At 42.9% G+C, this 15,655-nt stretch carries 14 protein-coding genes; 8 read left to right on the top strand and 6 right to left on the bottom strand.

All coding sequences use genetic code 11. From position 1 onward, the window contains the following. The first annotated feature begins 59 nt into the window (after window positions 1-59). From LDO37_RS24190 to phaC, 4 genes are all read left to right on the top strand, one after another. The gene (locus LDO37_RS24190) at window positions 60-800 is read left to right on the top strand and encodes an SDR family oxidoreductase (RefSeq protein WP_126607016.1); all 741 of its coding nucleotides are present in this window, start codon (window positions 60-62) and stop codon (window positions 798-800) included. A 24-nt stretch (window positions 801-824) separates the two neighbouring features. Beyond that, window positions 825-2,030, top strand: a complete 1,206-nt coding sequence (locus LDO37_RS24185; protein ID WP_126607015.1) for an acetyl-CoA C-acetyltransferase — start codon at window positions 825-827, stop codon at window positions 2,028-2,030. Window positions 2,031-2,115: 85 nt separating this feature from the next. Continuing rightward, window positions 2,116-2,463, top strand: coding sequence for a phasin family protein (locus LDO37_RS24180; RefSeq protein WP_101113953.1), 348 nt, complete (start codon window positions 2,116-2,118; stop codon window positions 2,461-2,463). A gap of 57 nt (window positions 2,464-2,520) precedes the next feature. Further along, window positions 2,521-4,326, top strand: a complete 1,806-nt coding sequence (phaC, locus tag LDO37_RS24175) for a class I poly(R)-hydroxyalkanoic acid synthase (RefSeq protein ID WP_126607014.1) — start codon at window positions 2,521-2,523, stop codon at window positions 4,324-4,326. 111 nt (window positions 4,327-4,437) lie between these two features. On the opposite strand, the gene LDO37_RS24170 is transcribed toward phaC, so the two are convergent. From LDO37_RS24170 to napF, 6 genes are all read right to left on the bottom strand, one after another. Further along, the gene (locus LDO37_RS24170; RefSeq protein WP_126607013.1) at window positions 4,438-4,575 is read right to left on the bottom strand and encodes a TIGR02808 family protein; all 138 of its coding nucleotides are present in this window, start codon (window positions 4,573-4,575) and stop codon (window positions 4,438-4,440) included. Between the two features lie 10 nt (window positions 4,576-4,585). Beyond that, complete coding sequence (locus tag LDO37_RS24165) at window positions 4,586-5,164, bottom strand: NapC/NirT family cytochrome c (protein WP_101113950.1); 579 nt, start codon at window positions 5,162-5,164, stop codon at window positions 4,586-4,588. A 25-nt stretch (window positions 5,165-5,189) separates the two neighbouring features. Continuing rightward, entirely contained in the window at window positions 5,190-5,648 is a 459-nt protein-coding gene (locus tag LDO37_RS24160) for a nitrate reductase cytochrome c-type subunit (RefSeq protein WP_126607012.1), read from the bottom strand. A 75-nt stretch (window positions 5,649-5,723) separates the two neighbouring features. After that, on the bottom strand, window positions 5,724-8,213 hold the full coding sequence (gene napA, locus LDO37_RS24155) for a periplasmic nitrate reductase subunit alpha (RefSeq protein WP_126607011.1): 2,490 nt from the start codon (window positions 8,211-8,213) through the stop codon (window positions 5,724-5,726). After that, the gene (locus LDO37_RS24150; protein WP_126607010.1) at window positions 8,210-8,515 is read right to left on the bottom strand and encodes a chaperone NapD; all 306 of its coding nucleotides are present in this window, start codon (window positions 8,513-8,515) and stop codon (window positions 8,210-8,212) included. The genes napA and LDO37_RS24150 overlap by 4 nt, the downstream gene beginning before the upstream one ends. A gap of 2 nt (window positions 8,516-8,517) precedes the next feature. Continuing rightward, window positions 8,518-9,009, bottom strand: a complete 492-nt coding sequence (gene napF / locus LDO37_RS24145; RefSeq protein ID WP_126607009.1) for a ferredoxin-type protein NapF — start codon at window positions 9,007-9,009, stop codon at window positions 8,518-8,520. A 258-nt stretch (window positions 9,010-9,267) separates the two neighbouring features. Here napF and narQ point away from each other — a divergent pair, with 258 nt between their 5' ends. The 4 genes from narQ to LDO37_RS24125 all read left to right on the top strand — a co-directional run bounded on the left by narQ (window position 9,268) and on the right by LDO37_RS24125 (window position 15,493). Then, window positions 9,268-10,986, top strand: coding sequence for a nitrate/nitrite two-component system sensor histidine kinase NarQ (narQ, locus tag LDO37_RS24140; protein WP_126607008.1), 1,719 nt, complete (start codon window positions 9,268-9,270; stop codon window positions 10,984-10,986). Next, window positions 10,973-11,605 (top strand): response regulator, encoded by a 633-nt coding sequence (locus LDO37_RS24135; RefSeq protein ID WP_126607007.1) that lies wholly within the window; start codon window positions 10,973-10,975, stop codon window positions 11,603-11,605. The genes narQ and LDO37_RS24135 overlap by 14 nt, the downstream gene beginning before the upstream one ends. Before the next feature lie 165 nt (window positions 11,606-11,770). Then, window positions 11,771-12,868: an autoinducer 2-binding periplasmic protein LuxP gene (locus tag LDO37_RS24130; RefSeq protein WP_126607006.1), complete on the top strand. Its 1,098-nt coding sequence runs from the start codon at window positions 11,771-11,773 to the stop codon at window positions 12,866-12,868. 18 nt (window positions 12,869-12,886) lie between these two features. Then, window positions 12,887-15,493 (top strand): LuxQ periplasmic sensor domain-containing protein, encoded by a 2,607-nt coding sequence (locus LDO37_RS24125; RefSeq protein WP_224055471.1) that lies wholly within the window; start codon window positions 12,887-12,889, stop codon window positions 15,491-15,493. The last annotated feature ends 162 nt before the right edge of the window (window positions 15,494-15,655 follow it).

The following is a 15,655-nucleotide window of genomic DNA, read 5'->3' as shown; positions in this document are numbered from 1 at the left end:
AATAACGTCAGTTGGTTTTGACGTCTTGCGTCACGCTTGTTGTAAGAACGGAGTCATTAATGGAAAAACTCGCTTTGATCACTGGTTCCAAGGGAGGAATCGGGTCGGCTATTAGCACTCAATTGGTTAGTGAAGGTTATCGTATTATTGCGACTTACTACACTGGGAATTATCAATGTGCAAAAGAATGGTTCGATGAGAAGCAATTCACCGAAGAGCAAGTCTTGCTCTTTGAACTTGACGTAACGAACACTGCAGAATGCAGTGAAAGGCTTGAGAAACTTCTCGTAGAAGAAGGTACGCCAGATATTGTTGTTAACAACGCTGGAATTACCAGAGATGGAGTCTTCAAAAAAATGTCGGCTGACAGTTGGTTTGAAGTTATCGATACCAATCTAAACAGTCTATTCAATGTTACCCAGCCTCTTTTTTCCGCAATGTGTGAAAAGGGTGGTGGGCGAATCATCAATATTTCCTCAGTAAACGGTCTAAAAGGTCAGTTCGGGCAAGCCAACTACGCTGCTGCAAAAGCAGGGATGATTGGATTTTCTAAATCACTGGCTGCCGAAGGTGCACGTGCAGGTGTAACAGTTAACGTTGTTGCTCCCGGATACACGGCTACGCCTATGGTGACGGCTATTAGAGAAGACGTACTTGAGTCCATTAAGAGTGGAATCCCAATGAAGAGACTCGCAACGCCAGAAGAGATCGCAAAAGCGGTTAGCTATCTTGCAAGCGACGCAGCTGCCTACATTACCGGTGAAACATTGTCGGTAAATGGCGGTTTGTACATGAGTTAATTCAACGTTACTAAGGATTCTACAATGGAAAAAGTTTATATCGTCGCGGCAAAGCGTACTGCCATTGGCGCGTTTGGCGGCACTCTGAAAAATACACCTGCTGGTGAACTGGGTGCAGTAGCAATCAAAGGGGCACTAGAAGCTGCCAATGTTCAACCTTCAGACGTTGATGAAGTGATCGTTGGAAACGTAGTTGCTGCTGGTCAAGGCATGAGCATAGGGCGTCAAGCCGCCATTTTTGCTGGTGTACCAGAAACCGTACCTGCATACACGGTCAACATGGTGTGTGGCAGTGGTATGAAAACGTTGATGGATGCGGCTTCTCATATCCGAAGTGGTGACGCAGAAGTGGTTGTTGCTGCGGGCGTTGAAGTCATGTCACAAATTCCTTTTGCTGCCCCAACAAGTCTACGCCAAGGTCACAAAATGGGTGATCTTAACTTCAAAGATCTGCTTGTTTCAGATGGCTTAACCGATGTTTTCAACCAATACCACATGGGTGTTACTGCTGAAAACATTGCTAAGGAAGTTGGTTTAACTCGCCAGGTTCAAGACGAATATGCGTTGTCGAGCCAACAAAAAGCAGTTGCTGCGATTGAGGCAGGGAAATTCAAGCAAGAAATCGTTCCTGTCGAAGTTAAGAGCCGCCGTGAAACGATCACGTTTGATACCGATGAATACCCAAAAGTGGATGCGAGCCTAGCTGGATTGCAAAAACTACGACCTGCTTTCGATAGAGAAGGTACGGTAACCGCCGGTAATGCATCCGGTATTAACGACGGTGCGAGTGCATTGGTCGTTGCATCGGAGTCTGCTGTAAAGCGCTTAAACCTAACACCTCTATGCGAACTGGCTTCTTATGCACAGACAGGTCTAGATCCCAAAGTCATGGGGTTAGGACCGGTTAAGGCTGTGACATCAGCTCTAAGTAAAGCTGAACTTTCTATCTCAGATGTTGACGTGTTCGAGCTAAATGAAGCGTTTGCTGCTCAAGCTCTCGGCGTTGTTCATCAACTTGCTGAACATCACGAAGTTGAAAAAGACGTGATTCTTTCAAAAGCAAACATGAATGGCGGCGCAATTGCACTAGGTCATCCTCTAGGGGCGTCTGGAAACCGAATCATTGTATCTCTAATCCATGAAATGGAACGTCAGGGCAGCAGCTCAGGTGTGGCATCGTTATGTATTGGCGGTGGAATGGGAACGGCTGTGGTACTTAAACGCAGTTAAAGACTGTTTTACTCATTGAGGCTACTGCCTCAAATGAATTGAAATCGATTCACTCAATGGAAAATTGTTTATCAGGAGAGACACCATGTACACAGATATTTTTAAAGCATTCACTGACCAAACTGAAAAAACTTTTGAACCTTACACAAAGTTCAACAAACTAGTCGCAAAAAACGCTGAAGTAGTGACTGAGCTACACCTAAATGCCATTCGCGCATACAGCGAGCTAGGTCTTTCTCAGATGAAAGCAGCAAGTGAAGTAAGAGATGTAACTTCTTTGGCTTCTTTCAGCAACCAGCAGCTATCTGTACTTACTCGCCTTTCTCAGCAGCTAACAGAAGATAGCAATAAACTGCAGTCTATTGCTACTGAATTTAAAGATGATGTTGAGACTATTACTGCAGACAATCTGAAAGCTTCTACTCCAGCTTAAGATGATGGCGCCACCCTATTGGGTGGCGTTTTTTTGATCCGATGAAAGGGTTTTATCATGTTTCAAAACTTCTTATCGGACTACCTTGTTAAGCTCCAAGAGAGCAACCAGCAATGGTGGAAAGATCTTGAGCAAGGCAAGGCAGCCGTTAACACTCCTCTAAACAAGGCAATGCAAGAAATCAGCCTTGAAGACACCACCGAATTACTAGAAAAAGCCGCTCAACAACCAGCAGCAATGCTGGAAGTTCAAACCAAATGGTGGGAGCAGCAACTGGAAATTTGGCAAAAAGTAGCACTCCAAGCCAACCAAGGTTCGGTTATAGAATCTGAAAAAGGCGACAAACGCTTTCAGGACAAAGCGTGGCAAGAAGACGCCTATTACAACTTCATAAAGCAATCTTACTTACTCTTCAGTCGTACCTATATGGACACGATTGACGCAGTTGAAGGATTAGACGAGAAAACCAAAGAAAGGTTGAATTTCTTTTCTCGTCAAACGATTAACGCAATGTCGCCAAGCAACTTTATCGCAACTAATCCAGAGTTACTGAAACTGACGATGGAGAAGAATGGCGAAAACTTGGTAACAGGTCTTCAGCATTTCAGAGAAGATGTTGAAGCAAGTGCAGACATCCTTAAAATTCGTATGACCAATACCGATTCATTCCAAATCGGTGAGCATGTCGCCAATACCAAAGGGGAAGTGGTTTTTCAAAATGAGCTATTTGAGCTCATTCAATATCGCCCTCTTACTGAGCAAATCAATGCGACACCGCTACTAATTGTTCCACCATTCATCAATAAATATTACATTCTTGACCTACGAGAGAAAAACTCGTTGGTTAAGTGGCTGCTTGAACAAGGCCACGCCGTTTTCATGATGTCTTGGCGCAATCCAGGTCCATCACAGGCAAACGTTGAGTTTGGTGACTACGTTACTGAGGGTGTCGTAAAAGCAGTTAATGCCATTGAATCTATTACTGGACAGGAGCAAATTAATGCTGCTGGATATTGTATAGGTGGAACGGTATTGGCTTCTACAGTTGCTTATTATGCTGCGAAAAGAATGAAAAAGCGGATTAAATCTGCGTCTTTCTTCACGACATTGTTAGACTTCTCACAACCAGGAGAAGTCGGTGCGTATATCAATGACACTGTAATTCGAGCGATTGAAGCCCAGAACAATCTACAAGGTTACATGGATGGACGTTCATTGAGCGTGACATTCAGTCTATTGCGTGAAAACAGCCTATACTGGAACTACTACGTTGATAACTACTTGAAGGGCAATAGCCCAGTAGATTTCGATTTGTTGTATTGGAACAGTGATAGTACGAATGTAGCGGCTAAAACACACAATTTCCTTCTTCGCCAGCTTTATTTAGAGAACAAGCTTGTTAAAGATAAAGGCGTAAAAATTGGTGGTGTTTGGATTGATCTGAATAAAATCCGTATCCCAAGCTACTTTATTTCCACGAAAGATGATCATATTGCTCTGTGGCAAGGCACTTATCGTGGTGCACTTAACACTGGCGGAAACAAGACGTTTGTACTTGGTGAATCCGGTCACATAGCGGGCATTGTTAACCACCCGGACAAGAAAAAGTACGGGTATTGGACAAACGATAATCTTGATGACACTGCTGAAGAGTGGATGACAAATGCTGAACATCATGATGGCTCATGGTGGTTGCATTGGAACAAGTGGTTGTTGAGCTTTAACCCAGAAGAACAGCGCGAGCCATTTAGCATTGGTAATGAAGACTACCCAGTACTGGGACTCGCTCCTGGAAACTATGTAAAACAAACGCTGCCAGTGATTGAAGACATAGTAAAAGAGAAAGAAGCGGAAACCGCTTAATATCTCGAAATAATAATACTAACAACACAGTTGGCTTAAAACAAAAACTCCCACAATAGTGGGAGTTTTCTTTTTTTAAGCCATACAGGCTTCAGCAAGCAAAGGTTTCTATCAATTTACTTTCTTGTCTTTTCCAAGTGATAGTATCCATAAAGACACGGCTGCGACCCCTAGGAAACCACCAATAATGATGACTGGCATTGCAGAATAGCCCAACACATGCCAGATAATTGATTCTAGATTACTCATTTAAATCTCCTTATTGCCAGCCTTCTACACCGTGCATATCTGGTAATTTGTGCGCGATACCTTTATGGCAATCGACACATGTCTTTTCACCAGAAGCTAACGCCGTTGAGTGCTGGTTGGCGCTTCTTGTGCTTTGCTCAGAGAAGTCCATAAACTCAAATTCGTGGCAATTTCGACATTCCAAAGAGTCGTTGTTCTTAAATCGAGACCACTCTCTTTCTGCAAGGTAGGCTCGACGATCTTGAAACTTCTCTGGTGTGTCAATTGTCTTTAACACAAAGTGAGCAAACAACTCTTTAGATGCTTGAACCTTGCGAACAATTTTGTCACCCCAATCATGGGGGACATGACAATCAGAACAGATAGCACGAACACCAGAACGGTTAGAATAGTGAATAGTTTCTTGAATTTCAGCTACGATTGGTGCGTGGCAACCAGAACAGAACTCTTCCGAGTTTGTGGCTTCCATACCCGTGTTGAACGCTCCCCAAAAGAGTAAACCACCGGCAAAACCCATAAAAAGCACAACCCCTACGGCTGCCTTACTAGGGCTTATCAGTCTCTTCCAAAACGCTTTTAGTATTTTCATAATTCGCCTCTTATGGAGTGACTAATCACTTGTTCAGTGAGTCGACACTCTTAAACTCGTTTTCTACAAGCGGCTTTGCGTTTGCTTGAGGAACATGACATTGCAAGCAGAAGTAACGTCTTGGTGACATGTCTGCCAGCACTGCATCTTCGCGGTTTACGTAGTGGGTGACACTGACCTTCGTGGCGCCCATTTCTTTTGCATTCTTCCAACTGTGGCAAGCGAGACATTTATTGGCGTTCAAAGAAACTTCATAACCACGAATGTTATGAGGGATCAATGGTGGTTGATAAACATAGCTGCTTTCCAGAACTTGTTCCCTAGGGAACTTTTTAAAATCGTCTGCAGGGCGAGTTGTTTCCAATTCGCTTACACCGCGAAGGGATTCGACGCCCCCGATTCCACCTAGATTTTCAAGTTCAGCAACCGCTGTTCCGCTTAATACTGCGCCCACCGACAGCAGTGTTAACATGAGTTTTTTCATTCTAAATCTCCGCCTTGTGGCTAAATTCTGATCAGACCGCCGCAATGGCGGTCAGTGTTATCTTTCGACTTTGCGTTACGCAATCTTGGTGATTTTCACCGGACATTTCTTAAAGTCGGTTTGCTTCGATAACGGATCGGTCGCGTCAAGAATCAGCTTATTAATTAGGATTCTAGCGTCGAAGAAAGGCACAAATATCAAGCCCTCTGGTGGACGATTTCGGCCTCGGGTTTCTACCCGCACTCGAACTTCGCCGCGTTTGTTAGACATAAGAACCTCTTCGCCACGGCGAAGACCACGTGCTTTTGCGTCAGCAGGGTGGATGTAACAAACAGCATCAGGTGCTGCTTTGTAGAGCTCTGGCACTCGTCTTGTCATTGTGCCTGTGTGCCAATGTTCAAGAACTCGACCAGTACATAACCAAAGATCAAATTCAGAATCAGGTGCTTCAGGTGGTGCTTCGTACGGCGCGGAAATAATCAGTGCTTTACCGTCCGGCTTACCGTAGAAATCCCAACCCGATCCTTTTTTCGCATATGGATCGGAGCCTTCTTTATAACGCCATAACGTTTCTTTGCCATCGACGACTGGCCATCGAAGACCACGAACTTGGTGATAAACATCATACGGTGCTAGGTCGTGACCGTGATCGCGTCCGAATTCCGCGTATTCTTCAAACAGACCTTTCTGAACATAGAAGCCGAAATGGTGCGCATCGTCATTTAACTCACGAGCTTCTTCTATTGGATATTTATCTACCTGTCCATTAGCAAACAACATGTCGTACATGGTTTTGCCTTTGTACTGAGGCGCTTGGGCTAGCATTTCTTCGGTCCAAACTTCTTCCATTTTGAAGCGTTTAGAGAATTCCATTACCTGCCAAAGGTCAGATTTTGCCTCGCCGACGGTGTCAACTTGTTGGTACCAAGCTTGAGTACGACGCTCCGCATTTCCGTACGCGCCTTCTTTCTCAATCCACATTGCTGTAGGTAAAATAAGGTCGGCAGCTTGAGCCGTTGCTGTCGGGTAGGGGTCTGAACACACTATAAAGTTGTCCGGATGGCGATATCCAGGAAGACGTTCATTGTTAATGTTCGGACCCGCTTGCATGTTGTTGTTACACATTACCCAATAAGCATTTAGCTTACCGTCTTTTAGCATGCGGTCTTGAAGTACAGCGTGGTACCCAGGTTTCGGTGGAATAACGCCTGGAGGAATGTTCCATATTTTTTCTGCGTATGCGCGGTGTTTAGGGTTAGCAACCACCATATCAGCAGGTAGACGGTGAGAAAATGTACCTACCTCACGCGCTGTACCACATGCAGAAGGTTGACCGGTTAGCGAGAATGGGCTGTTACCCGGCGTTGAAATCTTGCCCGTAAGAAGGTGGATGTTGTAGATCAAGCTGTTCATCCAAACGCCACGAGTATGCTGGTTCATACCCATTGTCCAGAGTGACATCACTTTAGTGTCTGGGTCGGCATACTGTTTAGCCAGCTCGATGAGTTTTTCTTGTGAAACTCCAGACATTTCTGATGCTTTTTCGACGGTATAAGGGGCAACAGACTTTTTGTATTCTTCAAAGGAAATAGAACTCATTTTCCCAGAATTAGGGTTTTGAGCTTTCATTTGTAGAGGATCGTCATCGCGCAATCCGTAACCGATGTCTGTCGTCGCTTGCTTGAAATTGGTGTGTTTGTTAACAAAATCCCAGTTAACAGCATCATTTTCGATAATGTAATGTGCAATAAAGTTGGCGATAGCAAGGTCGGATTGCGGTTCAAATATGTAGCCTTTGTCCGCAAGCTCAAATGAACGGTGGTAGTAGGTGGAAAGTACGTTAACTTTGACGTGAGGAAAGCTTAATCGACGGTCGGTAATACGTGTCCAAAGTACTGGGTGCATTTCAGCCATGTTTGAACCCCACAGTACGAAAGAGTCTGCGTGTTCAAAATCGTCATAACAACCCATTGGCTCATCGATACCGAATGAGCGCATAAACGCGCCAACAGCAGATGCCATACAGTGACGAGCATTGGGATCAATGTTGTTTGATCTTAGACCCGCTTTCATCATTTTGGCTGCAGCATAACCTTCCATTACGGTCCATTGGCCAGAACCAAACATTCCGACACCAGACGGTCCTCGTTTTTTCAGCGCATCTTTCCACTTTTCTGCCATGATATCGAAAGCGGTATCCCAAGAAACTGGCGCAAAATCACCGTCTTTGTGGAATTTTCCGTCTTTCATTCGCAGTAGCGGTTGAGTCAGGCGATCCTTTCCGTACATGATTTTAGAAAGGAAGTAACCTTTGATGCAGTTAAGACCTTTGTTAACAGGTGCCTCAGGATCACCCTGAGTTGCGACTACTTTGCCGCCCTGAGTTCCCACTAATACTGAACAACCCGTTCCACAAAAACGACAAGGTGCTTTGTCCCATGTGATTTTAGTTTGATCGGAGCTGGCAATCAGATTGGTGGCCGATGCAGGTAGTGTTACACCTGCGACGGCTGCTGCCGATGCTGCTGCATTTGCTTTCACAAACGCACGTCTTGTCATTTTCATACTTCACCCTCTAATTGGGAATGTTGCGTTCCAGTGTTTTCATTCTTGTCGTCTAGGTCAGTTTCGATTTGGTGATAAACCAAAACTGTGCTCAGGACGTCCGGCAAGTTATTAATCGCGTCAATGGTGTCTGTGATGAAGCCTTGGTTTTCTGTTTCCAAAACCACCACAATTTTCCCTTCAGGGCTGTCTCCAAAAACTTCTGCATTGTCAAACTCTTCAATTCGAGACTTTGTCTGTGACAGATGTTCTGGTGACACATGCACCACTAAGCTGGAAATATGCACTTCATTTAGTGACATAGTTATCTCTCGTTATTTTGTATGCTCACATTGATGGATGAAGTTGGGCACACAGAAACGCACGCACCACAGCCATTGCACTCATCAAGGTTTAATTCGGGTTGGGCGACTTTACCTACAGCGAGTTTGAATTGAATCGCCATGGTTTCGCATTGGTCACCGCAAGATCGACATTCGACATTTTTGGAGGCAAGACAATCTTTATTGATGATTGCTTTGGCTTGCCATGCCATTTCATTCTGGCTAAGAAAAAGAGGTTCTGGACATGCGTCGGCGCATTGATAACAAAACGTACATTCACCAAGATCGAAATCAATGGTTGGAAATCCGCCACTGCCGCGCTTGATGATTTGTGTTTCGCATTCATTTATACACTTATTGCAGCGTGTACACTGGTCGGTAAATTCGTTAGCGCCACTCAACCAAGGCAGCCGAGGGTGAGTCTCAGCTTCTTGCTTTCGTGAAAAAAAACGCCTGCGGAATTGATCAACCAAAACAACCTCTTATATAAGCCATTAAAATCTATTAATAGATCTTCATTACTGCACATAAATAGTTTAGTTTTAGTCACAATTGATTAAATAACCCTAAAGGGGTAATCGGAGTCTAAACTGTTTTAGATCAATAAAAATATCAACAATTCAAGCGCTAATGGTTATGAGATGGCTGGTAATATGTTCAAAATAATTGGTTCATTAAGAATTCTACTGGGGTTATTGCTTTGAACTTGGAATCGAGACGAGAAAACAATTTTGTTTAAGTTACCCAAAAAACCAGTAACAAGCACTGTTGCGCAAGCTTTGTTGCTCATCCTATTGCTCTCGATAACGACAACGAGTTTTGCGATTCTTACTTTGGCATCGAGTTTGAATGATGCGGAAGCGGTAAATGTTGCCGGATCGATGCGAATGCAGAGTTATCGGCTTGCGTATGACATTCAAAGTGATTCACTCGACTTTAATCTGCACGTTGAACAATTTGAAAATTCTTTGTTCTCACCTTCAATGTCGGCTCTTCGACACTGGACAGTCCCGGCGGATATCCAGCAAGAATATATGTTGATCATCCAAAGGTGGCAGCAGCTCAATACCTTGCTACATTCCCAACAGAACGATGTGTATTTAAGTCAGGTCGCCGATTTTGTAGAACAGATCGACGAATTTGTGTTCGGGTTACAAGAATACTCAGAACAGAAGTTGATTACGCTATCGTGGATAGGTGGTGTGGGGTTGGGCGGTATTCTCATTATTTCTACGTTTGTAGTACGTTACGTAAGAAGAGAAATAGTTAACCCACTAAACAGGTTAAGTCATGCGAGCTACGAGATTCAAAATAGGAACTTTGATGTGGCGCTTCATGTGTCTGGGGATAATGAACTCTCTCGACTAACGGAAACATTTAACTCAATGGCCACCGAGTTAGGGCATCTTTATCGTGGTCTAGAAACTGCGGTGGAAGAGAAAACTCACCGATTGCGCCATGCTAATCAGTCGCTGCAAGTGCTGTATCACTGCTCACAGGCACTTAACGTTTCTCGGATTACAAAAAGTCACATCGAGAAAGTCATAGATTTTATGTTCAGCTTAGAGGGGGTCGCCGCGGTAAAGTTGACGTTAGGCGATCCTCAGCAAAGCGAAGTCATTGAAAGAGGTATGGCTAAGCCAAATAACAAATGGAATCGTACAACACTAGAATTGGACAATCAGGTACTGGGAACACTAGAAACTCAGTTTATGCTGCCGTGTCCTGATCAAGAGTTGATTAACAGCATCATTCAAGTGCTCACTCAGGGTATCTATTACTCTCAGACTCAAAAACAAGAAGAATACCTCATTCTAATGGAAGAAAGGGCAACAATAGCGCGTGAACTTCATGATTCACTCGCTCAATCCTTATCTTGTCTTAGGATTCAAGTAAGCTTACTAAAGAGGATGCTTAACAGTGAATCAGATAAGAAACGAGCCGTACTACCGTCCATTATATCGGATATTGATAGTGGGCTGACGGGGGCTTATACCCAACTTAGAGAGTTGCTGAATACGTTTCGCCTTTCAATTAAGGATGCGAATTTTGATGAAGCGCTTGTTCAAATGATTATCCCACTGAGAGAGCAAACGGATTCTGTTATTACTGTTAACAACCAAGTTGCCTCACTGAATCTTAAAGCCAATGAACAAATCCATGTACTTCAATTAGTTCGAGAGGCTGTTTTGAATGCAGTGAAGCATGCCAAGGCAAAACACATAAAAGTTAACTGCACAAAGTCTAATAACGAAATGCGGGTTGTCGTAGAAGACGATGGTATTGGCTTTGATGTAAATCACCAAAAGCTTAATCACTATGGGTTAAGCATTATGGAAGAAAGAGCGGGTAGGCTCAACGGTCGGTTAGAGATAGAAAGCAAACCAGAGAATGGTTGTAAAATACAATTAACTTATACAGTGAAAGAGGATCAACATGACGATCTGTAATGTACTCATCGTTGACGACCATCCTTTGATGCGCAAAGGGATCGCTCAACTCCTGAGCTTTGAAGACGAATTTAGCGTAGTAGGTGAGGCAAGTAATGGCCCTGATGCACTTGCTATTGCTTTAAAAGTTCAACCGGATTTGATTTTGCTTGATCTTAATATGAAGGGCATGTCGGGTCTAGATACCTTAAAAGCACTTCGATCTGAAGACATTGAGGCTCGAATTGTGGTTTTAACGGTATCTGATAGCCCAAATGACATTGATGTTATGGTTAAAGCAGGTGCCGACGGATATTTGCTGAAAGATACAGAACCAGATGACTTGATTGCGTTGATTAAAGAGTCCATGTCCGGTAACCAAATTTATAGCGAAGAAGTTCGCAAATATTTAATCGAAAGAGGTGATAAACCATCTGTAATGGACCTATTAACGGACCGTGAACAACAGATTCTGCAAGAAGTCGCTAAGGGTTTTCGCAATAAACAAATAGCAGATAGCTTGTTTATTTCAGAGTCCACAGTGAAAGTTCATATGAAAAGCTTGCTAAAAAAGCTAGAAGTTCCCTCCAGAACCGCAGCTACCATTCTATATTTAGAGCATTTTGGTGATCCTAGGTAGCAAAATGCTAATGCAATATGATGCATTTTCTTCGAATCGTGCCAGACTTTACCATGAATTGCGTTAAGGATAAGCAGTCAGACTCATCCTAAGCAATTGCGATATAAATTCTTTTTTACATCAACTATATTATCGTGAGGCATCACGCAAATTGGTGATTAAGATATGAAATTGCAACATCTTTTGGTTGGCACCTTAAGTTTGGCTCTAACATCCGGCTTAAATGCAGCACAAGCTCTCAATGGCTATTGGGAATACAGTGATTTTCTAAAAACATTTCCTGAACAGCAGGGGCTCGTGAGGAGTTTTAGTGAGGTTGTTCGCTCTGAGCCAACACCCTTAGCAGTAAGGCAAACGAAACCAGTAACGATTTCCGTTATCTATCCTGGCGAACAAGTCTCAGATTATTGGCGACGTAACATCACTGCGTTTAGTAAACGTATGGATGAATTGGGCATTGATTACCAAATTAACAAAGTATTCACGCGGCCTAATGTCGACATTAGGCAACAAAGTGCTTCGTTGATGGAGGCAATACGCAACAAATCCGGTTATTTGATCTTTACACTTGATACCGGTCGTCACCGAAAATTCATTGAGCACGTTCTAAACAGCCCAGATACAAAACTCATACTTCAAAACATTACCACTCCACTTAAAGCATGGTCTCAGAACCAGCCATTCATGTATGTTGGGTTTGACCACGCAACAGGTAGCCGTGCACTCGCAAGCCATTTTAAATCCCGTTTTCCTCGCGGTGGCGACTACTCTGTACTTTTCTTTTCGCAAGGTTACATAAGTGCCGCGCGCGGCGATACATTTATTGAAGCGATGAGTAACGAGGGTGAGGCGTACCAATTACGTTCGTCATTTTACACAAAAGCGAGTCGTCAAAGCGGATACGAAGCGGCGAAAAACGCGCTTAGTCAAGGTCACAACTTATCCTTTATCTATACGTGCTCTACCGATGTTGCGTTGGGGGCAACTGACGCAATTAAAGAGCTGGGTCGCAAAGATATAGTAATTAACGGCTGGGGTGGTGGAAGTGCAGAGCTTGAAGCGATACAAAAAGGTGAATTGAATGTTACCATTATGAGAATGAACGATGATACTGGTGTTGCGATGGCGGAAGCCATTAAAATGGACCTAGAGGATAAACCTGTCCCAACCGTTTATTCCGGAGATTTTGAGATAGTAACCAGTCAAGACAGTGAAGAAAGAATACAAGAATTAAAGCTTCGTGCTTTCAGATATTCTGACTAATGGAAAAGCTGAGCTAGGATGATTAAAAAACTTACAACTAAAAGGCGCTCGCTGGCGAACCTCATTGTTCGCCTGATCGTTATTATTTTTGGTGTTCTAACCATAGGTGTAATGGTTCAGAGCTACCACTTCTCATCCAGCATTATAAAGCAGGAGGTGGCTCGCAGTTCATCTCAAACCTCTAGCTTGTTGCAAAACCTACTTGATTATAAATTAGCAACGTTGCAAAGCCACCAAGACAGTAATGCCCTTAACATTACACTTCAGAACAACTTAGCCGATATCCATTCAAATAAAATTGATTATTTCTTCCTAGATTTAGAACAAAATGACCCTTTGAACACACCAGATTTTCGGTTCATAACCACAGACAGAGGTGAAGTTGAATGGAATGATGGAAATGGTCTGTTCTATGGCTTAACAGAAGTTCATATGGAGCGGATCTCGACATCTATCAGCTTCGGGCGTGACTGGCATTATCTAAGCCAAGACACAGTGCTAGGCGAAAGAAATCTATTGATTCGTCGAACCCCAATTATCAGTCTAGAAAATGGGCAAGTATTGGGACATTTGTATATATCGGTTGTTCTCAATCGAAATTTATCATTGATAGATCAACTTCAGGTCGCCTCCAACAGCGATGCTGTCATCATGATGATTGGTGACACAGCTATCGCGAGTACCATTCAACCAGAAGAGCCACTGTATTCAGAAGTGTTAGAAGACTTAAACCAAGGCGATACGGGTTCCTCTGGTGGGCATCTGTTTAATGCAACAAACTTGCTTATCAATGGGGAAGACACCCCAATATATATCTACACGATTCAAACTAACTCAAACATATTGACGCTAGAGGAAAATTACAAAGTTGGTCTAGCTATCAGTATGTTTACCATGTTTGCATTAGCGCTTTTGACACGCCAGATTATTCAAAGACTTGTCTCTAATGAATTAAAAAGCTTAATGGAGTACACACGTTCTGCTGGTGACAGAATTGAATCTTCTGAGTTTCAAGGCTCAAGCATTTACGAGTTTGATCACGTTGGGCATACGTTGGAAAAAACGTTTGAAGAGTTAAGAGAAAAAGACAAATCTTTTCAGGATTTATTCAATTTCTCACTTTCTCCAATCATCGTGTGGGATACAGAAGGTGGCGTACTTAGAATGAACCCCGCAGCGGAGAGGGCGCTCAATTCCAAATTAGGCTTAAGTGATAGCGACATTGATGATCGATTTAAGAGCTTCCAAAGTAAAGTCGCCTTTTATTTGAGAATGGTGATGACGGGCGAAACATTAATGGGCGTTAATGTTCCTATAGATAATAAAATTTATCGGTGGAATTTATCTCCACTTGAACTTGATAATGAAATCCACGCGATCATCGGACAAGGGCAAGACATCACGACCCTCATTGAGGCAGAAAAGCAAAGTAACTTAGCTCGGATTGAAGCCGAGCGAAGCGCAGTTGCGCGAGCAGATTTCTTAGCCAAAATGAGCCATGAGATTCGTACGCCTCTCAACGGTATTTTAGGCATCACTCAAATCCTTCAAGGCACGCTCGAGAAGGAAGAAAATAAAGAAAAAGTCGATATTCTTTACCAAAGTGGTGAACATCTTCTCACCGTACTTAATGATATTCTAGATTTTTCAAAGATAGAGCAGGGTAAGTTGAATATAGAATTCAATGAATTTGTGTTCGAAGATTTAGTGAAGTCGCTAGAAACAATTTATACGCCCCTCTGTGTCAATAAAGGGCTGTCTTTTGAGATTCAGAATCAGATATCAGCTAAACAAGTTATTCGAACCGATCAAGTTCGATTGAATCAGATTCTATTTAACTTACTGAGTAATGCCGTCAAATTTACCACTACTGGTGGTGTAATGGTTCGGTTCGTACTAGAGAGCCCAGAACCAGGTAAAGAAGTTTTGAATGTTGAAGTACGTGATTCAGGTATTGGTATTACTGAAAGCAGCTTAGAAACAATGTTTGAACCTTTTGTGCAAGCCGAATCAACAACCACACGTGAATATGGTGGAAGTGGTTTAGGTCTTGCTATCGTAAAAAACTTACTCGATTTAATGGGTGGGTCAATTAAAGTGACGAGCTTGTTAGGAGAGGGAGCATCTTTCTGTATTAAGCTGCCAGTTACATCTGTTAGTCATATTTCGTCCGAAGAAGAAGAGGCTTCAAGCCTAGATCCTTCATCGTTATTTGACACTCAAATAAGAGTCCTATTGGTAGAAGATAATAAGAGTAATGCCTTCATTGCAAAAGTGTTTTGTCAGAAATATGGAATGGATGTCGATTGGGCCGAAGATGGCTTGATAGCAATGGAAAAAGTCAAAACAAATGAATACGATCTGATCTTGATGGACAACCAAATGCCGAATTTAGATGGTGTTGAGGCCACGCGTCGCATGCGGCAAGAGATGGGGATCATTGCGCCTATTTATGCCTGTACTGCGGATGCGTTTGAGTCAACGAAAAATGCATTTCTCAATGCGGGAGCCAATTACGTTATTGTTAAACCGCTTAAAGAGAAACCTCTTTACAATGCTTTTTATCATTTTAAAACCAATGATTTATTGTCAAGTGAAACCCCTAAATCTGCGACGGGCTCTTAATAAAAAGGCTGCTTATAAATCTATTATTATAAAAAGCAGTTAACTTGGCCTTGTATCTGATACATTGATCAAAATAATAAAAAATTGTCTGGATTATATTTAGACACCTTTGGATACTTCTCTAACGAAGTATCGAGCGTTTGGAAAAAATCATAACCTGCG

The sequence above is a fragment of the Vibrio penaeicida genome (assembly GCF_019977755.1).
Taxonomy (GTDB): Bacteria; Pseudomonadota; Gammaproteobacteria; order Enterobacterales; family Vibrionaceae; genus Vibrio; species Vibrio penaeicida.
The sequence above is the reverse complement of the archived record's forward strand: the minus strand, read 5'-3'. Positions and strand labels throughout refer to the sequence as shown.